We start from the raw sequence: 25584 nt of genomic DNA, 5'->3' as shown, positions 1-25584 counted from the left end.
CAGAGGCGTCTGATTCTGCTGGTGGGACCGTCCCCCCACGTCCACGGGTCCTGCTCGGAAGGGAATGCGGTGGTTGCTTCGTTCTCGGCGGTGTTCGTCCGCAGGCGAGGGGCGGCCCGCTCAGCGGCCGCGACGCTGGTGTCCGGGCTGGTCGCCACGGGTGTGCTGGCCGGCGCCGGGAAGGCGGCGGCCGACGAGGACGAGGCCACGCGGAGCCAGGGCGGAGCGACCGCGACGATAGCCGGGCTCAAGACGTACGGCACGGCCGTCATACACGGCGACACCGGTGACCAGCAGGTGTCGGCGGGCCTGTTCGAGATGTCCGTCGAGGGCGGCGGCATGCTGCAGACGTACTGCGTCGACCTGCACAACCCCACGCAGCGGGACGCCAAGTACCACGAGACGCCCTGGAGCGGCACGTCCCTGGGCGTCAACAAGGACGCCGGCAAGATCCGCTGGATCCTGCAGAACTCGTACCCGCAGGTCAACAACCTTGCGGCACTCGCCCGGAAGGCCGGCGTCCGCGGAGCGCTGACCGAGCAGGACGCGGCGTCGGGCACACAGGTGGCGATCTGGCGCTACTCGGACGACATGGCCGTCGACGCGCTCGACCCGCAGGCCGAGCAACTCGCGGACTACCTGCAGAAGAACGCCCGCGACCTGCCCGAACCCCGGGCCTCGCTCACCCTCGACCCGCCGGCCGTCTCCGGGCGGCCGGGCGAGCGGCTCGGCCCCGTGACCGTGCGCACCAACGCCGCCAGCGCGACGATCACGCCGCCCGCGGACGCCGCCACGAGCGGGGTGCGGATCGTCGACAAGCAGGGCAAGGCCGTGACCACCACCTCCGACGGCGGACAGGTGTTCTTCGAGGTGCCCGAGGACGCGACGGCCGGATCCGCGGACCTGACCGTGCAGGCCTCGACGACCGTGCCGGTCGGCCGCGCCTTCGCCTCCGAGAGCCGCAGCCAGACGCAGATCCTGGCCGGGTCCAGCGAGTCGACGGTGTCGGCGACGGCCGGGGCGACCTGGGCGGAGGAGGGCGCGATCCCGGCCCTGTCGGCGGCGAAGAACTGCGCCGAGGGCGGCGTCGACATCATCGCGTCCAACAAGGGCGACGCGCCCTTCACCTTCGAACTGGCCGGCCTGGAGCACACCATCGCGGCGGGCGAGACCAGGACGATCACGGTCCCCCTCCAGGAGGACCAGGCCTACGACCTCACGATCACCGGCCCCGACGGTTTCACCAAGCGTTTCACCGGCATGCTCGACTGCCAGACCCAGGCGGGCGCCCCGGACACCACGACCCAGACCCTCAGCGAACCGACCCCCCTCGCTGACGGCGGCACGGCGGCGGACACCAACCTCGCCGAAACGGGCAGCTCCGGCGTCACGCCCCTGATCGCGGGCATCGCCATCGGCCTGGTCGTCATCGGCGGAGCGACCCTGATCGTGCTGCGGCGCAGGGAGACGTCCACGGAGGGCTGACGGGGGCACACTTTCTGGGCGTCCCTCACACGGTCTCGTGCCGCAGATGCGCGAGCCCTTCGACGGCCTCCAACCGCTTCCGCAGGGTGGAGTCCCGGGGGCCCGTGCGGTGGTGCGGACGAGCATGTGGCACTGCGGATGCGAGTCGTCGTAAGACTTGTCTTCTTCTTCCCCCGGGGATCGCGTTGGGCTGCACCTGGATCGCAGGCCGCCGGTGTCGGCGAGGTGATGGACGCCCAGGAAGCTGTTCTCCCGCTCGACTCTTAGTTCCAGATGGGCGCCGATAAACCCTACGAGGTCATCGGCTGGGTTGGTGCGGGAACCGTGAGGGGCGTAGTCGGCCATGGTGCGGGGACCTACCCCCGTACGAGCGCCGGCTTCAGCGCGGTGGGAGACACCGCCGCCCCGCCAGTGTCGTTGCCGGCTGTGTCTGGACGCGGTGCTCATGAGGCCCACGTCAAAGGTTCGGGTCCGTCACACCGAAGGGCTGGCTTGGCTGGCACCCGCACCACTGAGAGCCGACGATTCTTGCGTGAATGAAGCTCCCCGAGAAAAGCGGCGCAATGGCCTGAGCGGTATCGACACCCGTGATCGAGTTACTGCCGTGCTCATGATGTGCGGCCTGCTGGCCGGTGCGTGGATCGTCGGAAGAATCGGCCTGCTCGATGCGGGGGGAGCGCTTTCCTATCTCGGGAGGATGACCGGGTTCCTCATGCTTGCCGCTGCGGCGATGGCGGCACTGGGCGCGGTGGCGGTGTTCGACTTCTGGGGCAAGAGAAGCAATCGCCTGTCCGGTCCCGTTGTGTTGCTCGCAGTTCTCACGGTCCTGGTCGCCGATTTCATGCTTCTGGCAGTTCAGATCCAAGGGGGTGAGTTCACGCCGTACCTGGTTTTATGGATCACACTGGGGGTCTGGTCAGTTTGGGCGCTCTGGGTGATGCTGCACCGTGAGCGTGTGTGGAGTCAGATCTCGGCGCCGCGTTCGTTCGCGATCGGCGTTTTCATCACCGGGCTGGTAGCGGTCGCCAATTTCTCTTACTCGCAAATCTATCAGCCATACACTGCTCCTCAGCTCGTTCTTACCCGGGCGAAGTTCGGAGAGTCGGTCGTGGGAGAGGAAGGATACGCGAGAATTATCGTCCACGCCGAATTCAAGAACGAAGGCAAGGTGGCGGCTCACCTTATTCACGCGAGCTACAGCGTGACCGGGCGGAAGGCCGTCATGTCGGGCAAGCCCACCTCAAGCGAAGAACGCTTGCAGGCCCTCGTGGCCGACCAGGAAATGAATAGAGACGTGGATAGCGTTGCGCGGACGGTCCTTAAAGTGGGTCGCCTGCTGAAACCGGGCTTTTACCTCGAACCGGGCGAAAGCGTCTCCGAGGAGCGCCTGATCGAATTGCCGAAAGGCAAGCTCTACGATGCACTGGAGTTGGAAGTTCATGGTTTGGTGGCCAGGAAGGACCGGCTGGTGCTCGGGGTGGAGACAAGGCGACATCCCTGGAAAGCGGACGAGGTGAGCCTGCCTGATTGGATCACTCCGGAAGGCGACCCCGCTCGCGGTTCGTCATATGCTCACTACACCTACAACATGACACCGAGCAATACGATTCTCGAGTTCACGCGGCGACCCGTACATCTGGACCTCTGGTGGGTTTTTGGCCCGTACGAACCCATCCTGTCAGCGGCGCTGGCCGGAAAGGGAGAGGAATCCGTCGAGCCAAGCACGGGTGATTGGGAATCCTGGTTCACTCGCTACGGCCTCAGCGAGACAACGAGTGGCAGAGTGGAATTGCCGCTGGGTGGTTGACCCGGCCCTCCGAATCCGCTCCGCACCCCATTTGGCGCAGCACGACAGGTCGGCTTCGTCGCGATGCGTCTAGCCTGACCCTGGAAAGGAGATCCCATGGTGAACTCGTACCGCACGACGGCCTTGTGTGTCGGTGCCTCGCTTGCTCTGCTGGTCGGCTGCGGGGGAAAAGGCACCGATACCGCTTCACCCGAGCGGGCAGCTCAGCGGGCCACTCCTGCGGTGGAAGGGCAGGGAGCTGCGTCGGCCACCGAGCTGGAGGCCGCTTTGCTCACTCCCCAGGATGTGGCAAAGGCGGTCGACGGTCTCGACGACCTGAAGGTCGACGTCAAGGAAAGCGCGGACGATCCGGATTCTCCCGGCGGTTGGCCCTTCCTCAAGTTTATCGAGGGGGACGCGATGTGTGAGAAGATGCTGGGTCCGCATCCTGAGCCCACTGACGCCTGGGCGTGGGTTCTCATGGATCGCGACAAGCCGGGTGTCGTGGCCGAAGAGATCGATTCATTCGGCAATGAGGCCCCTGCTCAAGATCTCATGAGCGAGAACAGAGACCAGTCCAAGGGTTGTCGCAAGTTTGTGGCAGAAGGCGACGGCGGCACACGCTACAACTTCACCTACGAGCCGATCGATCTGCCCACGACGCTGGGCGACGAAAGCAGCGGCTACAAACTGGACGGTACGGCAGTCGACGACCCGTCTGTGACCTTCGACTTCCATCAGGTCGAGATCCGTCAGGGTTCCGATGTCATTTTCCTGAGCACGGGCGGGGAGGACACGGACGAGGAGAAGACCATCGACTTGGGCGAGGCGGCGCTCAAGAAGTTCTCGGCCACCTCCGCCTGACGCCGCCGGATCCACGGCGACAGAGGCATCCGAGGGCCGTCCCCGGGCCGTGCGATCGCGCCCTAGGCTGCCGACGGCGTCCGGCGGCGGCAGGCGAGTCGGCGTCGTCAACCGCAAACGCCCAGGTCACAGCGCCCCACCCCAACGCGTTTCCGCCCAGGGCTGGCGGTACGGCAAGATGGGGTGTATCTGCCCACTGCCAGTTTCAAGCTGCCGGACGGTTTCTCTTGGCTGAGTTCATTTACACCATGCGCAAGGCGCGCAAAGCGCACGGCGACAAGGTGATCCTCGACGACGTGACGACGAGCTTCCTTCCGGGGGCGAAGATCGGCGTCGTCGGCCCGAACGGCGCCGGAAAGTCGACGATCCTGAAGATCATGGCCGGGATCGAGCAGCCGTCCAACGGTGACGCCTTCCTCACTCCCGGTTACACGGTCGGCATCCTGCTCCAGGAGCCGCCGCTGACCGAGGACAAGACCGTCCTGGAGAACGTCCAGGAGGGCGTCGCCGGGATCAAGGGCAAGCTCGACCGGTTCAACGAGATCGCCGAGCAGATGGCGACCGACTACACCGACGCGCTCATGGAGGAGATGGGCAAGCTCCAGGAGGACCTCGACCACGCCAACGCGTGGGACCTGGACGCCCAGCTGGAGCAGGCCATGGACGCCCTGGGCTGCCCGCCCGGCGACTGGCCCGTCACCAACCTCTCCGGTGGTGAGCGCCGCCGCGTCGCGCTGTGCAAGCTGCTGCTGGAGCAGCCCGACCTGCTGCTGCTCGACGAGCCCACCAACCACCTCGACGCCGAGTCGGTGAACTGGCTGGAGCAGCACCTCGCCAAGTACCCGGGCACCGTCGTCGCCGTCACCCACGACCGGTACTTCCTCGACAACGTCGCCCAGTGGATCTGCGAGGTCGACCGCGGTCGCCTCTACCCCTACGAGGGCAACTACTCCAAGTACCTGGAGACCAAGGCCGCCCGCCTCAAGGTCGAGGGCCAGAAGGACGCCAAGCGGCAGAAGCGGCTGAAGGAGGAGCTCGAATGGGTTCGCTCCAACGCCAAGGGGCGGCAGGCCAAGTCCAAGGCGCGTCTGGCCCGCTACGAGGAGATGGCCGCCGAGGCCGACAAGATGCGGAAGCTGGACTTCGAGGAGATCCAGATCCCGCCGGGCCCGCGTCTGGGCAACGTCGTCGTCGAGGTCAACGGCATCAGCAAGGCCTTCGGTGAGAAGGTCCTGATCGACGACCTGTCCTTCACCCTGCCGCGCAACGGCATCGTCGGCATCATCGGGCCGAACGGCGCCGGCAAGACCACCCTGTTCAAGATGATCCAGGGCATCGAGGAGCCGGACTCCGGCGACATCAAGGTCGGCGACACCGTCAAGATCTCCTACGTCGACCAGAGCCGCGAGAACATCGACCCGAAGAAGAGCCTGTGGGCCGTCGTCTCCGACGAGCTGGACTACATCAACGTGGGCCAGGTCGAGATGCCGTCGCGCGCCTACGTCTCCGCCTTCGGGTTCAAGGGCCCGGACCAGCAGAAGCCGGCCGGTGTGCTCTCCGGCGGTGAGCGCAACCGCCTGAACCTCGCGCTCACCCTGAAGCAGGGCGGCAACCTGCTGCTCCTCGACGAGCCGACCAACGACCTCGACGTCGAGACCCTCTCCAGCCTGGAGAACGCGCTGCTGGAGTTCCCCGGCTGCGCCGTCGTCGTCTCCCACGACCGGTGGTTCCTGGACCGCATCGCCACGCACATCCTCGCCTACGAGGGCGAGTCCAAGTGGTTCTGGTTCGAGGGCAACTTCGAGTCGTACGAGAAGAACAAGGTCGAGCGGCTCGGCGCGGACGCCGCCCGTCCGCACCGCGCCACCTACAAGAAGCTGACCCGGGGCTGATCTTGCGGCACATCTACCGCTGCCCGCTGCGCTGGGCGGACATGGACGCGTACGGCCACGTCAACAACGTGGTGTTCCTCCGCTACCTGGAGGAGGCCCGTATCGACTTCCTGTTCCGCCCGGAGAAGGACTTCCAGCAGGGGTCCGTGGTGGCACGCCATGAGATCGACTACAAGCGGCAGCTGGTCCACCGGCACCACCCGGTGGACATCGAGCTGTGGGTCACGGAGATCAGGGCGGCGTCCTTCACCCTCACCTACGAGGTCAAGGACGGCGACGTCGTCTACGTCCGCGCCTCGACGGTGATCGTGCCGTTCGACTTCGAGGCCCAGCGCCCGCGCCGGATCACCGAGGAGGAGCGGGAGTTCCTCCAGGAGTACACGGACGACGCCGAGGAGGAGGCCGTCGCGGCATGACGGTGCTCCATCTGGCGGACGAGGGGGAGGCGGCGGATCTCGCGGCCTTCCTCTCCCGGCTGCTCCACTACGACCGCGGGGCGGCGGTGCGCCTGCAGGCCGCGGGCACCGCGCTCGCCGTCTTCGGTCGGCCGCCCTCCTTCGAGGTGCTGGCGATCCGCGCGGTACGGCTGGCGAAGCCGTACGAGAAGGGGCTCGAGGTCACGCTGGACGTGACCGTGTCCGCCGGTGAGTTCCTGGAGTCGGTGGACGAGAGGGCGGCCACGGTCGTCGTGCCGGAGGCCGTGACGGGGCCGCCCTGGACCGGTGTGCTGCCGCCGCGCGGCGGCTGGTCGCCCGAGCCGGGGCTGCCCGCGCCCGACGCGCTCCGGTCGCTCGTGGCCGCCGCCGTCGCCGAGTTCCGCACGCGTACCCAGGACTTGCCGGAGGAGCGGCGCAGCCGGGCCGAGCTGGACCGGATCGGCCGGGACATCTGGTCCCGCACGGTCGGGGACACCCGGCTGCCCGTCCGGGCCGTGCACGCCGCGCAGTCGCTGGGGTTCCTGCGGCCCGGGGCGCCCCTGGCACTGTTCTCGTCGGGCGCCTGGCTGCGGCTGCGCACCCCGTACGGCTCGATCGCCGTACGGCACACCGGGCTGGGGACGCTGGGCGTCAGCGTCCGCTGAACCCGCCCCGGGCCGGTGTCAGCCCGGGGTGTTCACCATCGACGCCGCCGCGTACGTCAGGTAGCTCCACAGCGTGTGCTCGTGCTCCTCGGACAGCCCGAGCTCCTCCACGGCGACCCGCATGTGCTTCAGCCACGCGTCGTGCGCCGCCCGGTCGACCGTGAAGGGCGCGTGCCGCATCCGCAGCCGCGGGTGGCCGCGGTTCTCGCTGTACGTCGTGGGGCCGCCCCAGTACTGGATGAGGAAGAGCGTGAGGCGCTCCTCGGCCGGGCCCAGGTCCTCCTCCGGGTACATGGGCCGCAGCAGCGGGTCCTCGGCCACTCCCTCGTAGAAACGGTGGACGAGCCGACGGAAGGTCTCCTCCCCGCCGACCTGCTCGTAGAAGGTCTGCTCCTGAAGCGTGCCGCGCCGAATCTCTTTCACGCGCTCCATGGTCTCAGACGCACCGGCATAGGACTCAAGACCTAGGACCCGGCCACCCCTCCCCCTACTGTGGAGGCATGGGCGGGCACGCTCCCGGCAGGGAACTCGACGACCTCGCCGCCTCCGCGCGGGCGGCGCTGGTGCGGCGCATCGAAGCGCGCGGGACCTGGACCGCCGACCCGCGGTGGCGGCAGGCCTTCGCGGAGGTCCCGCGCCACCTCTTCGTGCCGTACTACTACGTCGGCGTCGCCGGCGGCTACGAACGCCGCTGGGGCGAGAGCCCCGACCCGGTCGCGCGGGAGCGGTGGATGCGCGGCGCCTACGAGGACACCCCGCTGGCGACCCGGCTGCGCGACGGCGAGCTGCTGTCCTCCAGCAGCCAGCCGTCCCTGATGGCGGACATGCTGGCCGCGCTGGAGGTGGCGGACGGCAGCACGGTCCTGGAGATCGGCGCCGGCACCGGCTACAACGCCGCGCTGCTCGCCCACCGGCTGGGCGACGACCGGGTCACCACCGTCGACCTCGACCCGGAGATCACCGAGTCGGCCCGCCGGCACCTGGCCGCCGCCGGGTACCACCCGGCCGTCGTCACCGGCGACGGCACCCGGGGCGTGCCCGAGCGCGCGCCGTTCGACCGGATCATCGCGACGTGCGCGGTGAGCAGCGTGCCGCAGGCCTGGCTCGCGCAGAGCCGCCCCGGCGGCCGGATCCTGATGCCGCTCGCCACCGGCCTGGTGCTGCTCACGGTGAGCGGTGCCGCGCACGCCGAGGGACGCTTCCTGCGCACGCCCGCCTACTTCGTGCCGCTGCGCGGCGCCAAGCGGCCCGGCGCCGAACCGCTGCAGCTGGGCGGGGTGCCGCACCGGGCCAGGGAGGACGACCTGTTCCGCTTCCTGCTGGCCCTGACCCGCGGCAGCCTCGATCCGCAGGAGGCACACGCGCTGTGGGAGCAGGAGGGCAGGCCGCGGCGCGAGCGCTACGGCATCACGGTCAGCGGCGAGCGGGCGTGGGCCTGGCTCGACGACCCGGAGGGGCCGTACGCCTGGCCCCTCCCGGCCTGAGCGGGCGCACCCGGCGAGGGGTCAGCCCCGGCGGATGGTGATCGTCGTCCAGGCGCCCACGTGCACCCGGTCGCCGTCCTGCAGCGGTACCGGGACGAACGGCTGGATGGGCTCCTCCGAGCCGTTGACCGTCGTGCCGTTCGTCGAGTTCTGGTCGACGACCGCCCAGCTGCCGTCGGGCTGCTGGACGAGCACCGCGTGCTGGTGCGAGACGCCCGGGTCCTCCGGCGGCACCGACAGGTCGATGTCGGGGGTGTCGCCGGTGGAGTGCCGGCGGCGGCCGATCGTGAGCTGGTTGCCGGTGAGCGTGCGCTGCTGCTCGGGCGAGTACGCGGGCAGGTTCAGGCCCGCGGCCTCGGGGCCGGAGCGCTGCATCATCGCCATGAAGTACTCGCGGTCCGGGCCGATCGTCGCGGTCCACGTCACCGGTCCCTGCGGCGCCTGGGGCTGCTGCGGGAAGCCGCCGGGGCCGGGCGGGGCCTGGGTCGCGCCGGGCTGCGGATAGCCGTAGCCGCCGCCCTGGCCGGGTCCGCCGGGGCCGCCCGGGCCGGTGGACGGCGGGGAGATCACCCAGTCGTCGTCACCGCCGCCGAAGGACGGACCGCCCTGCTGCGGCGGCCGCCGCGTCTCCTGCGGGTATCCGGGCGGGGCCGGCGGAGCGGACTGCTGGAAGGCCTGCGGGCCGCCACCGGGACCGGGACCGCCGGGGCCACCGGGCCCGGGCGGGGGCGGGACCGGCCGTGAGGGGTCGGCACCGTATCCGGGCGGTCCGGGCGGGCCACCGAAACCGCCGGGGCCGGGACCGCCAGGGCCAGGACCGCCGGGGCCGCCAGCGCCTCCGGGACCGCCGGGGTGGCCGGACGGGTCGCCGAAGGGCGGGATCGGCTCGGCCGGGCGGTTCATCTGCGAGGGACGCGAGCTCTGGTAGTCGTACGCGTCACCGCCGCCGTACGACGGACCCCCCGGGCCGGGCCGGCCCGGCGGCTGGAAGCGCACGCCCGGGCCGGGACCCTGCGGCGGGGCGGCCGGGGTGTACGAGGTCGCCGTGTTGGTCAGGAAGTTCCACCGGCACTCCTCGCAGAACGGCGCGCCGCCCTCGCGGGGCGTGCGGCACTGCGGGCACAGCTCCGGCTCGGCGTTCGGCACGGCGGACAGGTGCGGCGGGCGGGCACCGGGCTGGCCGCCCGGGCCGCCGGGACCGGCGGGGGGCGGGAAGCCGTAGCCGCCGGGCGGGGGCGGCGGGGGAGGAGGCGGAGGCACGGCACCCGCCATGCGGTGACCGCAGACCTCGCACCAGTCGTCGGAACCCGACTGGTGTCCGTTCGGGCAGGTCGGCATGTCGGCGCGTCCCTCCTTCGATTCCTTCTAGGTCACTTCTTCACGCGGACGGTCTTGGTGGACCGGGTCTCGAGCGTCATCTCGTCGGCCTCCTCGACCTTCGCCTTCAGTCGCACAGTACCGGTCGCGGCGTCGACCACGTCCACCACCTTCGCAAGCAGTTTCGCAGTATCGGCGTTGCCGGAGGCACTCGCGAGCTGAACGGCCCGGCCCAGTTTGGCCGTTGCTCCATCCATATCGCCCGCTTTGCGGAGGTCCAGCCCCTGCTGGATGACCTGTGCCAGTTCGGCCTGCCCGGTGTAGTGGGCGACCTGGGGGTTGAGGGACGTCGAGGCGACCATGTCGTCCGTCCACACGGCCCGCACCAGGCCCTGCGCGCCGAGGTTCCGGACGCTGCCGTCGGGCTGCGGGACGACCAGCGAGACGCGGGCCGCCAGCATCTCCTGGCCGATGTGCGCGGCCGGGACCTCCACACAAAGGTGGTAGTCACGGGACTCGTCCCCCCAGGAACCCAGGGGGTAGTCGCCCGCCCGGGGGCCCGCCTCGGTGCGCCGGCCGGTCAGTTCCTCGACGGTCGGGGCGACCTGCTTGACGAACCGCACCGTCGTGCCGACCGGGGTCCACAGCCGCAGGGAGACGTCCGCGACCTCCTTGCCCATCGCCGTCTCCATCATCCGCGTGAAGTCCGCGGCGAGACCGGCCGGGTCGGCGACGATGTCGGCGGTGCCGAGCAGGGCGGAGGCGATGCCTGTGACTTCTTTCACTTCCCAGTCGGTGCCCACGCCGCGCGCGTCACAGGTGAAGCGCCCGGCGCACGCGTCGAGGGCGGCCTTCAGATCCTGGGCCGACTCGTGCTCGTTGCGGCCGTCGGTGAGCAGGATGCCGTGCCGGATGGCGACGTCGGCCGAGGAGAGCAGGCGGTCGGCCAGCCTCAGCCAGGTGCCGATCGCCGTGCCGCCGCCCGCGCTCAGTGCGCGCAGCGCCTGTCTGGCCTGCGCCCGGGTGGTGGCGTCGGCGGCCGCGAGGCGGCCGCCGCCCGGGTAGACCTCCTTGGCGACGTGCGTGCCGCCGATCACCGCGAAGCGCACGCCGTCGCGCAGGGTGTCGATCGCGGCCGCCGTGGCGTCACGGGCGTTGCGCATCTTGGTCGGCGGGTAGTCCATCGAGCCGGAGCAGTCGACCATGAGGGCCACGGCCGCCGACGGGCCCTGGCCGGGCGCGTAGAGGTGGGGCGAGGCGACCGCGCTGCCGGTCGTGCCGCCGCCGGTCGCCGTCACGGTGACGATCGCGTTGACCTCGCCGGCGCCCTCCGGCAGGTACTCGTTCTGGTAGACGTCCACCGAGAACCGGGGCACGTTCGACTTCGAGAAAATGGCCATGCCAGCTTCGATCCCCCTTCAAAGCCCCCGCCGCGGCGGGGTGATGACGTGGGCGGACCGGTCCCCTCCGGTCCGCCGAGGCGTCCCCGTACGTGGCCTCAGGCCGATCCTGCCCCCTGGGGGACGGCGGGGAACGGCACGAGGGCCACTGTTACGTTGTCGTGGCCCCCGCCGTCCAGGGCGTGGCCGACGAGCACCCGGGCGCTGTGCAGCGGATGCGCCGCCGCGTCGAGCGGGAGGATCCGGGCCATCTCCTCGGCCGCCTCCGCGTAGTTCCACAGGCCGTCCGTGCAGACGACCACCACGCCCGGGCGGTCCGGCTTGAACGCGGCGGTGTGCGGCTCCAGTTCGTAGGCGTCCGCGCCGAGCCAGCCGGTGATCGCGTGGGCGCGCTCGTCGGCGTAGGCCTCGGCCTCGTTCATCAGGCCCGCGGCGACCATCTGCGCGGCCCACGAGTCGTCCTCGGTCAGCCGGGCGGGGGGAGCGGTGCGGTCGACCGGGACCCAGTAGGCGCGGCTGTCGCCGACCCAGCCCACGATCAGCAGGCCCGAGGTGACCACCGCGCCGACGATCGTGCAGGCCGGGGCGTTCTGGTGCGGGGCCTGCTCGCGGGCCGTGGCGGGCTCCTCCGCGAGGGCGTTGACGGCGTGCGAGGCGGCGACGATCGCGTCGTGCATCGCCGCTTGCGGATGCGTGCCGCGCGGCAGGGCGGCCAGCAGCGACTCGCTCGCCGCCTTCGACGCGGCCGACGAGGCGTCGTCGGGGCGGGTCGCCGAGGAGACGCCGTCGCAGACGATCGCCACGGAGACCGAGGAGCCGTCCGGCAGCGCGGTGGTGCCGACGGCGAACGCGTCCTCGTTGCGGTGGTGGCGCAGGCCGCGGTCGCTGACCGCGGCCACCGGGCCGGACTCCTGCTCCATGTGGTCCCGTTCGCGCGGCTGGGCGTGGCCGCAGTTCTCGCAGTAGCCGTCGTCGTCCACGCGGCCGGCCCGGCAGGCGACGCAGACCTTGCCGCCGGCGCCCGCGGCCTGCGCCGCGGGGTCGGCGGACACCCGTGGGTCCGGTGCCTGGAGGAGGTACTCGTCGGGCTGTGTCCGAGGGGCCTCCGGTGCGGCGTGCCCGCCGGGCTGCGCCCGCCGGTCGAACCGCACGCCCGCGGCCGGGGCCGGCGGGCTGCCCGGGGGCGGGGGTGCGTCCGGCGGCAGGGCGGAGCCGCCCGGGCCGGGGCCCGGTGGCAGGTGCCCCGCTCCCGGGGCCGCCGAGGCGTCCGGCCCGGGGGCGGGCCAGGCCGCACCGGCGGGGGGCGCCGGCGGGGGCTCGGACCACGCGCCGGCCGGTGGGCCCTGCGCGGGCACCGAGCCGTTCATGGCGATGGTCGGGTTGTCCTGAGGCCGTGCCGGCACGGCGGACAGGTCGTATCCGCACGCGCCGCAGAAACGGTCACCCGACTCGAGGGGTTCCTCGCAGCTCGGGCAGGCGGACAACTGGGGCATCTGCGACATCAACTACACCCACGTCCGGGGGCGGTAACGATTGGCACGTTCCACCAGGTCGATCCTCTCCTCGCCGCCGCGCGCCAGCCGGGCCAGCATGCGGTACGAGCGTTCCAGTCCGAAACGCAGACCCCGCTCGTCCAGGCCGCTGCCGAGCAGCGTCCGTCCTCCGGCGGCGGGAGGAGCGGAACCCTGGCCCCCGGAGAGTACCCAGTCCAGGGCGCAGCCGAGGACTTCGGCGGACAACTGCTCGCGTCGCGCCGGATCCAGACCGTACGCCTCCAGCGCCTCCACCTGCGCGGCCCCGGCCGTCAGGTCCTGCAGGAACGGTACGTCGGATGCCGTCGCCGTGCGCCCGCGCAGCCGCGCCCGTACGGCGGCCACCCGCGCCGCCGTGTAGTGGATCGAGGACTCCGGCACCGACTCCAGCGTCCGTACGGCGCCGCCCCGGTCCCCGGTCGCCAACCGCACACGGGCCAGCCCGAAGGCGGCGCTGACGTAGCTCGGGTCGGTCGACCACACCAGCCGGTAGTACTCGGCGGCGTTGTCGAGCTGCCCCAGCACCTCCGCGCACAGCCCCAGCGCCAGCTTGGGCGCGATCTCGCCCGGGAAGGCGTCGTAGATCGCGTCGAAGGCCAGCGCGGCGCCCTCGTCGTCACCCGTCACCAGCGCGGCCACGCCCCGGTACCAGACCACCCGCCAGTCGTCGGGCCGCTCGCCCTCCAGCACGGCCAGGGCCTGGAGCGCGGCGTCCGGCTCCCCGGTCTCCAGCCAGGCCCGGACCTGCCGCAGCCGGGTCTCCGTCGAGGGGGCCGGGGCGGCGGCCAGGGCGCCGAGCAGCTCCGCGGGTGCGGAGGTCATCAGACCGGCCAGGAAACCCGCGTTGGGGTCGGTCGGATCGACCCGGGGGACCGGCAGGGCGAGAGCGGCGGACGCGGTGTCGACGGGCTTGACCAGCCCGCCGGCGGGGCCGGGGCCCTGCGCGGCGCCGGGCCCCGGCACGGCCGCGCCGCCGAGGCGGCGCCAGCCGCCCGCCGCCCGCGCCCCCAGCCGGGACACCTCCCCGTCCAGCCCCGGGAACAACTCCGTGTCCGTCACCCGCAGTTCCGGCCCGAACAGGGTGGACAGGGCGGGGCGGGCACGGCCCGTCTGCAACGAGACGACCTCGCGCAGGACGCCCGTCAGCTGCTCGGCCATCTCCTGCGCGGAGGCGAACCGGCGCGCCGGGTCGGGGTCCGTGGCGCGCACCAGCAGGCGGTAGAACGACTCGTACTGCCGGAAGACCTCGATGTGGTCCGGATCGGGCAGGGAGTCGGCGTACACGTTCGTGTAGCCCTGGAAGTCGAAGGTCAGCACGGCGAGGGTGCGGGCGACCGTGTACAGGTCGCTCGCCACCGACGGGCCGGAGTCGGCCACCTCGGGCGCCTGGTAGCCGACCGTGCCGTAGATGGCCGACTCCTCGTCGTCCATCCTGCGCACCGCGCCCATGTCGATCAGCTTCAGCTGGTCCTCGGTCTGGATCGCGTTGTCGACCTTGAAGTCGCAGTAGAGCAGGTTCCGGCTGTGCAGATGGCCGAGCGCCTCCAGCGCCTCGATGCCGTACGCGCAGGCCTGCTCCACCGGCAGCGGGTCGCGCCGGCCCTGCGCCGTGCGGCGGGCGTTGGCGATCTCCTTCAGGGACTTGCCGCCGACGTACTCCATGACGATGTAGCCGTCGAGTGAGCCCGTGCGCTGGTCCAGGTGCTCGACGAAGTTGTAGATCCGCACGATGTTGGCGTGCTCGATCTCCGCGAGGAAGCGCCGCTCCGAGATCGCCGCCGCCATCGCGTCCTGGTCGCCCGTGTCCAGCAGGCCCTTGAGGACCACCCAGCGGTCCGAGACGGCCCGGTCGACGGCCAGGTAGATCCAGCCCAGGCCGCCGTGCGCGAGGCAGCCGACCACCTCGTACTGGCCGTGCACCACGTCCCCGGCCCGCAGCTTCGGCACGAACGAGTACGGATGGCCGCACTTGGTGCAGAAGCCCTCCGTGCGCCCCGGCCGGTCGCCGCGCGCCCGGCCCACCGGCGCCCCGCAGTCCGAGCGCGAGCAGAACCGCTTGCGCTCCGGCACCTCGGCGTGGTCCAGCACCATCGCGCGCGGGTCGGGCCGCGGGATCGGCGGCACCTGCACCAGCCCGGCGCCCAGCCGCCCCCGGGACGACGAACCGGCCGCGGAACCGGAACTGCGCACCGACACCGAGCGGCCCGTCGACCTGCCCGACAACGACCGCGACAACCGCCCCGACACCGAGCGGCGCGACTTCGACGACTGCGACGACGTGCGCGAACTGCCGCTGCCGGAGCGGGAACCGGCGCTGCCCGCGGACCCGCGCGAGCCGCCCCGGCCCCCGGCGGTGATCCCCGTCGCGGGCGAGCCGACCATGCCGTTGCCGGCGACGACCGGGGCGAGACCGCAGGTGTCGCAGTACAGCTCGCCGCCGCCCACGTCCTCGTAGGCGCCCTCGCAGGAGGGGCGCTGGCAGGCGCGGGTGCCGGGCCGCGGCTCCCGCGCCGCCTGCGGTTGCTCACTCATGGATGCCCCCCGTCCTTCCCGCGCCCGGCCCCCTCCGGTCGTCCTCGGCGCCGCCCTGCCCCGGCACCCGCGGGCCGCCGAGCAGTTCCGCTGCCGCCTGCTGGTAGCGCAGCACCGCCTGTTCGGCGGCGCGCAGGTCGCAGGGGGCGCTCCACAGCATGCGGCGCGCCTTCTCGTAGCGCTCCACCAGCAGCGCGTCCTCGGCGAAGCCGTGCCGGGCGACCTTCGCCTTGTAGGCGTCCAGCCGCCCGCGCAGCTCGGCGCGGACCGCCAGCGGCGCGGTGACCGCGGTCAACGACTCGCGGGCGCGCAGCAGTTCGTCCTCCGCCTTCTGCTCCAGCGCCTCCAGCAGCGGGGACAGCCGGTGCCACTGCGCCTGTCTGCGGTACTCCGCGGCCGCCGCCAGCTGCTCCTGCAGTGCCGTCGGCGGACCGCTGACGACCGGTACCTCCGTCGCCGCGATCTTCGCCAGCACCTCGCCGCGGGCGGTGCGGGCCTCGGCGAGCGTGCGGTCCGCGCGGCTGAGCACGTCCCGCAGGTGCACGATCCGCTTCTCGGCGTCCTGACGCACCGTCAGCACCGCGTCGATCTCCCGGCGCACGTCCTCCAGGGCGCGCGCCTCACGGTCGTACACGGTCGTGTCCGGTCTGCCGCCACCCGGGGCCGAACTGCCCTCGGCGGCCGACCAGAACGCCAGCGGGTCCGAGATCACCTGCTCGCGCAGCTTCGTCAGCGTGCGCGTGATGCGCTCCAGGTCGTCACCCGCCGGGTGCTCACCGGGGCGCACGCCCACCGAGTGCGCCAGCCGGCGGGTGCGCTGCAACTCGGCCGACAAAAGGTCGATGCGGGCCGGCAGCGCCGACCAGACCGCGTCGGCGGCGACCACCATGTCCAGGCTCGTCGCGTACAGCTCGTTCATCCGGTCGACGAGGGAGCGGAGCGAGTAGCGCTCGCTGAGCTTCGTCGGACCGCCGTGCGGCGCGGGCGCGTTGGCCGTCGCCGTGGCGCTGCCCGCGACCGTGACCGACTCGCCGGTCAGCAGCTCCGTCAGGTCCACCAGGTCCTCGCGGCTGGACCAGCGGCGGCGGGAGCGGATCTCACGGGCGGAGCGCAACGCGTCCGTGTACGCGTCGAAGTACGTCCACAGCAGCGTGATCGACGCCTCCGTGGACGTCCAGCGCTCCCGGGTGACGCCGGTGAGCTCGGCCCCCTCCAGGAGTCTGCGGCCCGCGTGGTCCTGCAGGGCGAGGAGCGAGGTCTCGATCGCCTCGTGCTCCGCGCCGAGCCGCGCCAGCGCACGGTCCACCTCGTCCCGGTCCATCACCGGCCCGGTGGGTCCCGTGTCGCCCATCGATCACCTCTCGCTGCGGTTGTGACGGTCGGGGAGTAGGAGTGGGGGCTTCGTCCCGGGGCGGTGCGCCCCGGGGTGGTGCGTCCCGGCCCTCAGCCGGTGCGGAGGTACTGCGGTGCCGGGGGTTCCGACTTCTTCGCATCCTTGCCCAGTGTCGCCGACAGCCATTTCCCGTACGACGCCTGCCAGCCGTTCTCGGTGTCCTTGCGGTAGTCCACCAGGATCTGGTTGACCCGGCGTACCAGATCGTCGGCGTCCTTCTTCATCGCCACGCCGTAGTACTCGGCAGTGAAGGCGTCGCCCTTGAGCTCGACCGTCGGATCCTGTGCCGCCTGGCTCGCCGCGAGGGCGCCGTCCGTGACGACCGCGTCGACCTCGCCGAGCTGGAGCCGCACCAGGCAGTCGAGTTGGTTCGGGACGGTGGTGGAGATGTCGGTGGACCGCGGGAGACGGCCGGACTCGCGGTCCGCCTCCAGCGTGGAGTACGCCGTGGAGCCCGCCGCCGTGCAGACCCTGCGGTCGGCGAGCGACTCGTCGTAGCCGCGGACGGGGCTGTTCCGCGGGGCCAGGACCTGCTGGCCCGTCCTGAAGTACGGCGCGGAGAAGGCGACGTCCTCGATACGGGCGCAGTTGATCGTCATCGTGCGGACGACCATGTCGACGCGGCCGTCCTGGATCGCGGGGATGCGCTGGTCGGTGGGGATCGCCTTGAACTGGACGGCGTCCGCATCGCCCAGGATGTCCTCGGCGATGCGGTGGACCAGGTCGATGTCGAAGCCCTCCAGCTCCGCGGTCCTGCCGCTGTTGGGGTTGCGGTAGCCCCAGCGGTAGCTGTTCTGGTCGACGCCGACGACCAGTCTGCGCTTCTCGCCCTCGCGGTTCTTGATCGCCTCGATGGTCTCGCCGTCGGCGGAGGAGGGCGCGAGGGTCTGCTTCTCGGGGTCCTCGCAGTCCTCCGCCGCCGCGCTCCGCGGCTGGGTGGTCCGGCTCGCCGCCGCGGCGGACCGGTCGGCCGTGGTGACCGCGGTGCGCGGGAGGCAGAGCGCGACGAACGCCACCAGAAGGCAGACGACCGCCATCGCCGTCACGCCGCCCCAGCCCTTGAGCGTGCTGCCTCGCATCGGCCTGCCTCCTTTCGCCCGTGACCCGTTCACCGGTACTCCGAGAGCCTGCGGCCGATGCCCAGGAGCGCGCCGGCGGCGCCCAGGACCGCCAGGGCCGCCGCGCCCGCCGGGAGGCCCGTCAGCGCGTCCCGGCCGTCGCCCGCCGCGCGCTGGAACTCGGTCTCCTCGTGCGCGAGGGCCGTGCGCAGGTTCGCGTCGACGCTGTCGAAGCACTCGCCCGTGGCGTTCCCGGTGCCGATGACCATGTCCAGCGCCCGCTGGTAGTCGCCGTTCTCGTCCTGGCCGCGGGCGGCGGTGTGGCGCTTCTGCCACTCCTTCATGTTGCCCACCGCCGTGGTGACCGGCTTCTCTCCCGCCGCGTCGTCGGCCAGCTCCCCGGCTGCCGCCAGGTACCGGCCGAGTGCCCTGATGTCCGTGCCGAAGTCGTAGTCGTAGGCGTCGTAGGTGGTGCCGCCGACCTTCTTCGTCTCCGCGCCCCGGGCCACCAGGGTGAGGTTCTCGTTGCCCCGGGCCTTGAGCGAGGCGATGCGGGCGTCGTGCAGCACGTTCAGGGAGCGGACGCCGTGGTCGTAGGAGTCGTCCAGGCCCGCGCGGGCGACGCTGTGGCCGATCACGAGCCAGAGCAGTACGACGGTCGCCGTCGCCGTGGCCGTCACCAGGCCCTGGTTCAGGACCCTGTTCGTCCGCTGGTAGGTGCGGTGCTGGGCCCAGGCGAGGGCGGCCAGGGCGGCGACGCCGAGCGCGATGGCGGCCCAGGGGTAGGGGCGGGCGTCCGCGTAGTCCGCCCGGAGGCGCTGGTTCTCCTTCTTGTAGAGGTCCTCCGCGGCCGGGAGCATCCGGGTCTGCATCTTCTCGTTGGCGTAGCGCAGGTAGGCGCCGCCGACGGGGAAGCCCTGGCGGTTGTAGGTGCGGGCGCGTTCGATCAGGCCCTTGTACTCGGGGAGGAGTCTGTTGAGTTCGGCGATCGTGGCGGTGGACGGGGAGTCCGGGTCGGCGTTGGCGGCGGCGTTGACGAGCTTCTCGGCCGCCGTGCGGATGTCCTTCTCGTAGCGCTCGCGCGTCGCCGCCGGTTCCTGGCCGCCGGCGAGGAAGCCGCTGGACGCGGCGGTGTTGGCGTCCGCGAGCGAGCGGTAGATGTCCGCCGCGTCGGAGCTGAGGGGCTGACTGCTGGTGAGGACGTCGTCGGCGGCGGCCGCGCGGTCGGTCATCTGCCAGGCGGCCACGGCGCCGAAGGCGAGGACGAGGGCGGCGAGGAGGGCGCCGATGACGCGGAGGCGGCCGGGCTCGGTGGTGGCGGCGGCGCGGATCCGGTCGAAGCCCTCGGCGAAGGCGGTACGGCGGGGAGGCTGGGGCGTTCGGGGGCTCGGGGAGGGCGTGGGGGCCGGGCCGCTCGGGGGAGACGCCTGGGCCGGGACGGCAGGCAGGACGGGCAGGCGGGAATTGCCTGGTGGTGTGCTGCTCTTCGGCGTGTTCGTCACCGTGACCTCCCCCATGGTCATCCGTCGCCGCAAGTATCGCCGCCGGGACCGACATCCGCACCGGCCTTGCCTCGATCTTGATCGGATCGCAGCGTGGAGCACCACCCCTGTCCAGGTACACGTTCGGGGGAATGGATCGGTTCCCGCGGGGTGAGGTGGGGGTCCCTGCGGCGGCCCGCCGCCCGTCGACGCGCCGACCGCTGCGGGCCGACACTCCCGGCACGGCCCCGTCCGTACGTGCGCGTGCGGCAGCGCGGACCGTCATCGGCTCGGCTCAGGGCGTGCCGCCGTAGTACGCCCTCAGCCGTTCCTGTGCTCCCTCCTCGGCGCCCACGGTGTCCAGTCCCAGCAGGGCCGCCCCGAGGACCGGGGCGGCCCTCACCACCCGCGGTACCGCCTTGGGGGCCCGTTCGGCCAGCAACGCGCTGATGCGGTCGTTCAGTTGGGGGTGTTCCGCCGCCAGGACCCCGCCGCCCAGGAGGACGGGGACCGGTTCGTCCAGGAGGCCGAGGCGGGTCAGGGCCACCACCGCCATGGAGACGACCTCCTCGGCCTGGCGCTCCACGAGACCGCGGGCGATCGGGTCGCCGTCCGCGGCGGCCGCGAACAGGACCGGTGCCAGCTCGTGGCGCCGCCGCGCCGGGACGCGCCCCAAGTGGAGTGCCTCGACGAGGGCATGCATCGAGGGCAGGCCGAAGTGGGCGGGGAGGGCGCGGGCCAGGGCCGTCGGGGCGCCGCGGCCGTCCTCCGCCCGGGACGCGTGCCACAGCGCCTCCTCCGACAGGCCCCAGCCGCCGCCCCAGTCCCCGGAGACGCGGCCCAGCGCGGGGAAGCGGGCGGTCCGGCCGTCGGGGCGCATGCCGACGCAGTTGATGCCCGCGCCGCAGACGACCGCGACGCCCCGGGGTTCGGTGACGCCGGCCCGCAGGATGGCGAAGGTGTCGTTGCGGACCGCGACGGTGCCGGACCACGCGCGCGCGTGCAGTGCGGCCGCCAACTGCTCCTCTTCCACGGGGAAGTCGGCGTTGGCCAGGCAGGCCGAGACATGGGTGACGGAGGTGAGTCCGGCGCCGGCGAGGGCCTGTGCGACCGTCTCGGACAGCTCGCGCACGGCCGTGTCCACCCCTACGGCCGGCGGGCGGAAGCCGCCCCCGCGTGCCGTCGCCAGGACCTCTCCGGCCGGCGTCACGATCGCGACGTCCGTCTTGCTGTTGCCCGCGTCGATCGCGAGGACCCGTGCGGTCACGCCCACGTGAGGTGCTCCCGGTTGTGGGCGATCAGCCGGTCCGTGAGCTGCTCGGCCTGCGCGTACTGGCCGACGAGGGGGTGCGAGAGGAGGGCGCGGAAGACGCGGTCCCGGCCGCCGTGCAGGGCCGCTTCCAGGGCCAGGTCCTCGTACGCCGTGACGCCGGCCATCAGACCGGCGTAGAGCGGATCGGGCGGGCTGACGGCGAGGGGGGACGCGCCCTTGGGGCCCACCGCCGCCTGCACCTCGATCACCGCGTCGTCGGGGAGGAAGGGGAGCGTGCCCCGGTTGTACGTGTTGACCACCTGGTAGGGGGCGCCCTCGCCGCCCAGCAGGGCCGCCGCCAGGTCCACCGCCGCCTCCGAGTAGTAGGCGCCGCCGCGCCGGGCCAGCAGGTCCGGCTTCTCGTCGAGGGCCGGGTCCGCGTACATCGACAGCAGCCGGCGTTCCATCGCCGCCACCTCGGCCGCCCGGGAGGGCTTGGTCCTGAGCTCCCCGACCACCGCGTCGTGCGCGTAGTAGTAGCGCAGGTAGTACGACGGGACCACGCCCAGGGTGTCGAGCAGGGCGCGGGGCAGGCGCAGGTCGGCCGCGATCGCGTCGCCGTGGGAGGCCAGGAGCGCGGGCAGGACGTCCTCGCCCTCGGGGCCGCCGAGGCGGACGCCCGTCTCCCAGGTGAGGTGGTTCAGGCCCACGTGGTCGAGGTGGAGGTCCGCGGGCGCGACACCCAGGAGCGCCGCGAACTTCCGCTGCAGGCCGATCGCCACGTTGCACAGGCCGACCGCCTTGTGGCCCGCCCGGAGCAGGGCGCGGGTCACGATGCCGACCGGGTTGGTGAAGTCGATGATCCAGGCGTCCGGGTTGGCGCGGCGGACCCGGTCCGCGATGCCGAGGACCACCGGCACGGTGCGCAGCGCCTTGGCCAGGCCGCCGGCGCCCGTGGTCTCCTGTCCCACGCAGCCGCACTCCAGGGGCCAGGTCTCGTCCTGTTCGCGGGCCGCCTGGCCGCCCACGCGCAGTTGCAGCAGCACCGCGTCGGCGCCGTCGACCGCCGCGTCCAGGTCGGTCGTGGTGGTGACGCGGCCGGGGTGGCCCTGGCGGGCGAGGATACGGCGGGCCAGGCCGCCCACCAGGTCCAGGCGGTCCTGGGCGGGGTCCATCAGGACCAGGTCCTCGACGGGCAGGGTGTCCCTCAGGCGGGCGAAGCCGTCGACGAGTTCGGGGGTGTAGGTCGAGCCTCCGCCGACCACGGTGAGTTTCATGAGTTCAACCCTTCACTCCGGTGAGCGTGCCACCCTCGACGAACGCCTTCTGCGCGTAGCGGAACTGGAGGAGCGCCACAGCGGCTATGCCCGGTCCGGTCGCCGGCGGAACGACCTTGAGGAGGGTGCGCGGGTCCGCGCAGCCGTCGGCCGTCGCCGCGTCCGGGTCCTCGGCGTCTCGGGCATGGTGCAGCTCCCTTGGGGCACGGGTGGGGGGAACGCGGGGGCGGGCCAAGCTAGCGGGAGGTGTCGAAGACCTCGTCGCGGGTGGTCGCGAGCGCGCTCTCCAGCGCGCCGCGCAGGACGGGGTGTTCACGGACGTCGCCCAGGACCAGGCGCGGGCGGGACGCGGCCAGTTCCTCCAGCTCGGCCTGGACGAGGGCGCGCAGCGCCTCGCCGCCGGAGGTGAGGGCCGCGCCGCTCAGGACGACGAGCTCGGGGTCCAGCACCGAGACCAGGGAGGCCAGTCCGGTGGCCAGGCGGGTCGCGTACGCCCGCAGGAGGGCGCGGTGGGCGTCGTCGCCGTCCTCAGCGGCCCGGGCCAGCAGGAGTGCGGCGGCCTCGGTGTGCGAGCCCGGCGGGATGTCCGCGATGCCGAGTTCACGGGCCAGGCGCGGGACGGCCTGGGAACCGGCCAGCTCCTGGTAGCCGCCGCTGTTGGCCCGGGTGACCTGGCGGACCAGGGGCGCGCCCGGCACCGGCAGGAAGCCGACCTCGCCGGCGCCGCCGGTCCAGCCGCGGTGCAGCCGGCCGCCGAGGACCAGGGCCGCTCCCAGGCCCTCCTCGTTCCACAGCAGCACGAAGTCGGCGTGCCCGCGGGCCGCGCCGAGGCGCTGTTCGGCGAGCGCGACCAGGTTGACGTCGTTCTCGTACTCGAACGGCATCGGCAGGGCGGCGGCGAGCTCCTCCAGGAGGGTGGGGGAGTGCCAGCCGGGCAGGTGGGAGGCGTAGCGCAGACGGCCGGTGGCGGGGTCGAAGGCGCCGGGCGTGCCGATGACGAGGCGGCGGACGTCGTCCCGGGTCAGGCCCGCCGCCTTCACCGCCCCGTCCAGGGCGTCGGTCACCTGCCGCACGACCGGGGTGCCGGTGCGTCTGCCGGGCGTGGGCAGCTCGAAGCGGCCGACCGTGCGGCCGGTGATGTCGGCGACCGCGGCGAGGATCCGCCGGGGGGTGACGTCCAGCCCGGCGGCGTGGCCGGACGCCGGGTTGACCTCGTAGAGCTGGGCGCTCGGTCCGGGCCGGCCCGCGGTGGTGCCGGTGGCCAGGACCAGCCCCGCCGCCTCCAGACGGGCCAGGAGCTGGGACGCGGTCGGCTTGGACAGGCCGGTGAGCTTGCCGATCCGGGTGCGGGACAGCGGCCCGTGCTCCAGCAGCAGGTCCAGGGCGGCCCGGTCGTTCATGGCGCGCAGGACGCGCGGGGTGCCCGGCGTGCCGGCGGATCCTGCCATGCGTGTCCCCACCTGCCCTTCGGCGGCTCAGCTTCCCAGTGACCGGGGGAAGTCCATCGGCGGGGCGCCGGGGGATCGCCCTTCGGGCACTGTTAGGAAGGTTTCCTATTGGTGGCAGAAGGTATGCCCGCCGGTGGGCGGGCGTCAATAGGGGTTGCCGGGTGCTCTGCGGGCGGGGACGGGGTGGGAAGAGGACCGCCTCCGCCACCCGGCCCGCAGAGAACGCGGCTCCCGCCACCCCCCCCCCGCACGCAAAGAGGGCGGCCCCCGGCTCTGCCGGTTGCCGCCCTCCTCGCAGGTGCTACTTCGTCGTGCTACTTCGTCGTGCTCGTCGGTGTCAGCGGGGAGGCCTGCAGGGACTGCGGGGACGACGTGCTGGCGTAGGCCGACGGGGCCGCCATGGCCGCCGTCGGGTCGGCCGGGGTCTCCTCCGCCGTGGCCGTGGCGCCGCCGACGATCTGGATGTCCGCCGCGTCGAAGGCCCGCTTGATGCGCCAGCGCAGCTCGCGCTCAACCGTCAGGGACTTGCCGGGCATGGTCTTCGCCGAGATGCGCACGACCATGGAGTCCAGCAGCACGCTGTCGAGGCCCAGGACCTCGATCGGGCCCCACAGCAGCTCGTTCCAGGGCTCCTCGGCGCTCATCTTCCCGGCGACCTCGTCCAGGGTGGCCTTGACCTTGTCCAGGTCCTCCGAGGCGTGGACCGTGACGTCCACGTTGGCGGTGGCCCAGCCCTGGGAGAGGTTGCCGATGCGCTTGACCTCGCCGTTGCGGACGTACCAGATCTCGCCGCCGTCGCCGCGCAGCTTCGTCACGCGCAGGCCGACCTCGATGACCTCGCCGGAGGCGACGCCCGCGTCGATGGTGTCCCCGACGCCGTACTGGTCCTCCAGGATCATGAAGACGCCGGACAGGAAGTCCGTCACCAGGTTGCGCGCGCCGAAACCGATCGCGACACCGGCGACACCGGCCGAGGCCAGCAGCGGCGCGAGGTTGATCTGGAAGGTGCCCAGGACCATCAGCGCGGCCGTGCCGATGATCAGGAAGGACGCCACCGAGCGCAGCACCGAGCCGATCGCCTGCGAGCGCTGGCGGCGGCGCTCGACGTTGACCAGCAGCCCGCCGATCCCGGAGCCGTCCACGCTCTGGCCGCCGCGGTTCATGCGGTCTATCAGCTTGGTGATCGCCCGTCGCACGACGACCCGCAGCACCGCCGCTATCACCACGATGAGCAGGACCCGCAGGCCGATCGCGAGCCACGTCGACCAGTTCTGCTCGACCCAGCCGGCGGCGTTCGTCGCGCTCTCCTGGGCGTCCTGGAGTGAGGGCACTCTCGGTGTCTGGGTCTCCGTGGGGGTCGGCGACGGAGACGGGCCCGCGGCGAGCAGGACGGCGGACAGGGACACGGCAGGTACCTCCAGGTGCAGCGGTCTGCCCCGGTGCGGTGGTCCACGGGTCGAGGTCACGGTTGGGTCACCGAGGGGGCAGAACCACCACACTAACGGGGCATTGTGGGTGCTCGCGCAGAATGTGTGAAGGAGAGACGGTCCTCACCTGGGCTTGAACAGGCCATGATCCTGGGGATGATTCAGATGTGGTCGAAAACACTCCCAGCCCGTTACGGGGACATGGTGGCGCTTCCACCAGGCATGAGGAGAGACTGACTACGGATCGTCCCGGCGCGAGCCACGCGCCGCCGGCGTACAAGGAGGCATCCGTGCCGCACGTCCTGGTCCTCAACGCGTCGTACGAGCCGCTAGGTGTCGTACCGCTCCGCCGCGCGCTCGTCCTCGTCCTCGAGAACAAGGCCGTCTGCCTCGAGGAGTCCGGCGCCTATCTGCACAGCGCGACCGTCACAGTCCCCGCACCCAGCGTGGTCCGGCTCAAGCGATTCGTGCGGGTTCCCTACCGGGGGCCCGTTCCTCTCACCCGCCGGGCGCTCTTCGCCCGCGACGGGGGCCGGTGCATGTACTGCGGTGGCGTCGCAACCAGCGTCGACCACGTCATCCCGCGCAGCCGCGGGGGCAAGCACGTCTGGGACAACGTGGTGGCGTCCTGCCGCCGCTGCAACCACGTGAAGGCCGACCGCCACCTGATCGAGCTGGGCTGGCGGCTGCGCCACAAACCCGCCCCGCCCACCGGCCTCGCCTGGCGCATCATCGGGACCGGCCATAGGGACCCGCGCTGGCTGCCGTACTTGCAGCCGTACGGCGCGGACGACGCCCTGGCCCGGATCGACGGCATTTCCGCCTGACGACGATCCGGGCCTTCGTGTTGGCGTGCCCGGCACCGGACCGGCCCC

Annotated in this window: 21 protein-coding genes; 8 read left to right on the top strand and 13 right to left on the bottom strand. The window is 72.3% G+C overall.

What is annotated here, in order from left to right:
* Positions 1–69: 69 nt before the first annotated feature.
* From ABZY20_RS18160 to ABZY20_RS18135, 6 genes are all read left to right on the top strand, one after another.
* The gene (locus ABZY20_RS18160; protein WP_356442521.1) at positions 70–1485 is read left to right on the top strand and encodes a Cys-Gln thioester bond-forming surface protein; all 1416 of its coding nucleotides are present in this window, start codon (positions 70–72) and stop codon (positions 1483–1485) included.
* A 532-nt stretch (positions 1486–2017) separates the two neighbouring features.
* Positions 2018–3292: a hypothetical protein gene (locus tag ABZY20_RS18155; RefSeq protein ID WP_356442520.1), complete on the top strand. Its 1275-nt coding sequence runs from the start codon at positions 2018–2020 to the stop codon at positions 3290–3292.
* A 96-nt stretch (positions 3293–3388) separates the two neighbouring features.
* Positions 3389–4135: a hypothetical protein gene (locus tag ABZY20_RS18150; protein WP_356442519.1), complete on the top strand. Its 747-nt coding sequence runs from the start codon at positions 3389–3391 to the stop codon at positions 4133–4135.
* 227 nt (positions 4136–4362) lie between these two features.
* A complete protein-coding gene (gene ettA / locus ABZY20_RS18145) occupies positions 4363–6027 on the top strand; it encodes an energy-dependent translational throttle protein EttA (RefSeq protein WP_356442518.1) in 1665 nt (554 codons plus the stop codon).
* A gap of 2 nt (positions 6028–6029) precedes the next feature.
* Positions 6030–6443 carry a thioesterase family protein gene (locus tag ABZY20_RS18140; RefSeq protein ID WP_356442517.1) on the top strand — a complete coding sequence of 138 codons (414 nt, stop codon included), beginning with the start codon at positions 6030–6032 and terminating at the stop codon, positions 6441–6443.
* Positions 6440–7108 (top strand): hypothetical protein, encoded by a 669-nt coding sequence (locus tag ABZY20_RS18135; RefSeq protein ID WP_356442516.1) that lies wholly within the window; start codon positions 6440–6442, stop codon positions 7106–7108. The genes ABZY20_RS18140 and ABZY20_RS18135 overlap by 4 nt, the downstream gene beginning before the upstream one ends.
* Positions 7109–7126: 18 nt before the next feature.
* On the opposite strand, the gene ABZY20_RS18130 is transcribed toward ABZY20_RS18135, so the two are convergent.
* Positions 7127–7540, bottom strand: a complete 414-nt coding sequence (locus ABZY20_RS18130; RefSeq protein WP_356442515.1) for a globin — start codon at positions 7538–7540, stop codon at positions 7127–7129.
* Between the two features lie 68 nt (positions 7541–7608).
* Between ABZY20_RS18130 and ABZY20_RS18125 the strand changes: the two genes are divergently transcribed.
* Positions 7609–8592, top strand: a complete 984-nt coding sequence (locus ABZY20_RS18125; RefSeq protein WP_356442514.1) for a methyltransferase domain-containing protein — start codon at positions 7609–7611, stop codon at positions 8590–8592.
* A 21-nt stretch (positions 8593–8613) separates the two neighbouring features.
* On the opposite strand, the gene ABZY20_RS18120 is transcribed toward ABZY20_RS18125, so the two are convergent.
* The 12 genes from ABZY20_RS18120 to ABZY20_RS18065 all read right to left on the bottom strand — a co-directional run bounded on the left by ABZY20_RS18120 (position 8614) and on the right by ABZY20_RS18065 (position 24688).
* Positions 8614–9930, bottom strand: a complete 1317-nt coding sequence (locus ABZY20_RS18120) for an FHA domain-containing protein (RefSeq protein WP_356442513.1) — start codon at positions 9928–9930, stop codon at positions 8614–8616.
* A 32-nt stretch (positions 9931–9962) separates the two neighbouring features.
* Positions 9963–11309, bottom strand: a complete 1347-nt coding sequence (locus ABZY20_RS18115; protein ID WP_356442512.1) for a VWA domain-containing protein — start codon at positions 11307–11309, stop codon at positions 9963–9965.
* 98 nt (positions 11310–11407) lie between these two features.
* Complete coding sequence (locus ABZY20_RS18110) at positions 11408–12811, bottom strand: PP2C family serine/threonine-protein phosphatase (protein WP_356442511.1); 1404 nt, start codon at positions 12809–12811, stop codon at positions 11408–11410.
* Positions 12812–12814: 3 nt separating this feature from the next.
* Positions 12815–15373, bottom strand: a complete 2559-nt coding sequence (locus tag ABZY20_RS18105; RefSeq protein ID WP_356442510.1) for a tetratricopeptide repeat protein — start codon at positions 15371–15373, stop codon at positions 12815–12817.
* Positions 15366–16724, bottom strand: a complete 1359-nt coding sequence (locus tag ABZY20_RS18100; RefSeq protein ID WP_356442509.1) for a hypothetical protein — start codon at positions 16722–16724, stop codon at positions 15366–15368. Before ABZY20_RS18100 ends, ABZY20_RS18105 begins: the two co-directional genes overlap by 8 nt.
* A 92-nt stretch (positions 16725–16816) precedes the next feature.
* On the bottom strand, positions 16817–17845 hold the full coding sequence (locus ABZY20_RS18095; protein ID WP_356442508.1) for a glutamate ABC transporter substrate-binding protein: 1029 nt from the start codon (positions 17843–17845) through the stop codon (positions 16817–16819).
* 29 nt (positions 17846–17874) lie between these two features.
* Positions 17875–19326 (bottom strand): hypothetical protein, encoded by a 1452-nt coding sequence (locus tag ABZY20_RS18090; RefSeq protein WP_356442507.1) that lies wholly within the window; start codon positions 19324–19326, stop codon positions 17875–17877.
* 274 nt (positions 19327–19600) lie between these two features.
* On the bottom strand, positions 19601–20578 hold the full coding sequence (locus ABZY20_RS18085) for a BadF/BadG/BcrA/BcrD ATPase family protein (RefSeq protein ID WP_356442506.1): 978 nt from the start codon (positions 20576–20578) through the stop codon (positions 19601–19603).
* Positions 20569–21834 carry a 6-phospho-beta-glucosidase gene (locus ABZY20_RS18080; RefSeq protein ID WP_356442505.1) on the bottom strand — a complete coding sequence of 422 codons (1266 nt, stop codon included), beginning with the start codon at positions 21832–21834 and terminating at the stop codon, positions 20569–20571. The genes ABZY20_RS18085 and ABZY20_RS18080 overlap by 10 nt, the downstream gene beginning before the upstream one ends.
* Positions 21835–21838: 4 nt before the next feature.
* The gene (locus tag ABZY20_RS18075) at positions 21839–22069 is read right to left on the bottom strand and encodes a hypothetical protein (RefSeq protein ID WP_356442558.1); all 231 of its coding nucleotides are present in this window, start codon (positions 22067–22069) and stop codon (positions 21839–21841) included.
* A gap of 1 nt (position 22070) precedes the next feature.
* Positions 22071–23282, bottom strand: coding sequence for an ROK family transcriptional regulator (locus ABZY20_RS18070; protein ID WP_356442504.1), 1212 nt, complete (start codon positions 23280–23282; stop codon positions 22071–22073).
* 314 nt (positions 23283–23596) lie between these two features.
* Positions 23597–24688, bottom strand: a complete 1092-nt coding sequence (locus tag ABZY20_RS18065; RefSeq protein ID WP_356442503.1) for a mechanosensitive ion channel family protein — start codon at positions 24686–24688, stop codon at positions 23597–23599.
* 311 nt (positions 24689–24999) lie between these two features.
* Here ABZY20_RS18065 and ABZY20_RS18060 point away from each other — a divergent pair, with 311 nt between their 5' ends.
* Positions 25000–25536, top strand: a complete 537-nt coding sequence (locus ABZY20_RS18060) for an HNH endonuclease (protein WP_356442502.1) — start codon at positions 25000–25002, stop codon at positions 25534–25536.
* Positions 25537–25584: the final 48 nt, after the last annotated feature.

It is taken from the genome of Streptomyces sp. NPDC006624, assembly GCF_040611555.1.
Lineage (GTDB): Bacteria > Actinomycetota > Actinomycetes > Streptomycetales > Streptomycetaceae > Streptomyces.
The sequence above is the reverse complement of the archived record's forward strand: the minus strand, read 5'-3'. Positions and strand labels throughout refer to the sequence as shown.

Coding starts and splice junctions, on each gene's coding strand:
- ABZY20_RS18150 (WP_356442519.1), top strand. CDS start 3,389: ATGGTGAACTCGTACCGCACGACGGCCTTGTGTGTCGGTGCCTCGCTT.
- ABZY20_RS18135 (WP_356442516.1), top strand. CDS start 6,440: ATGACGGTGCTCCATCTGGCGGACGAGGGGGAGGCGGCGGATCTCGCG.
- ABZY20_RS18130 (WP_356442515.1), bottom strand. CDS start 7,540: ATGGAGCGCGTGAAAGAGATTCGGCGCGGCACGCTTCAGGAGCAGACC.
- ABZY20_RS18125 (WP_356442514.1), top strand. CDS start 7,609: ATGGGCGGGCACGCTCCCGGCAGGGAACTCGACGACCTCGCCGCCTCC.
- ABZY20_RS18120 (WP_356442513.1), bottom strand. CDS start 9,930: ATGCCGACCTGCCCGAACGGACACCAGTCGGGTTCCGACGACTGGTGC.
- ABZY20_RS18115 (WP_356442512.1), bottom strand. CDS start 11,309: ATGGCCATTTTCTCGAAGTCGAACGTGCCCCGGTTCTCGGTGGACGTC.
- ABZY20_RS18110 (WP_356442511.1), bottom strand. CDS start 12,811: ATGTCGCAGATGCCCCAGTTGTCCGCCTGCCCGAGCTGCGAGGAACCC.
- ABZY20_RS18105 (WP_356442510.1), bottom strand. CDS start 15,373: ATGAGTGAGCAACCGCAGGCGGCGCGGGAGCCGCGGCCCGGCACCCGC.
- ABZY20_RS18100 (WP_356442509.1), bottom strand. CDS start 16,724: ATGGGCGACACGGGACCCACCGGGCCGGTGATGGACCGGGACGAGGTG.
- ABZY20_RS18095 (WP_356442508.1), bottom strand. CDS start 17,845: ATGCGAGGCAGCACGCTCAAGGGCTGGGGCGGCGTGACGGCGATGGCG.
- ABZY20_RS18080 (WP_356442505.1), bottom strand. CDS start 21,834: ATGAAACTCACCGTGGTCGGCGGAGGCTCGACCTACACCCCCGAACTC.
- ABZY20_RS18070 (WP_356442504.1), bottom strand. CDS start 23,282: ATGGCAGGATCCGCCGGCACGCCGGGCACCCCGCGCGTCCTGCGCGCC.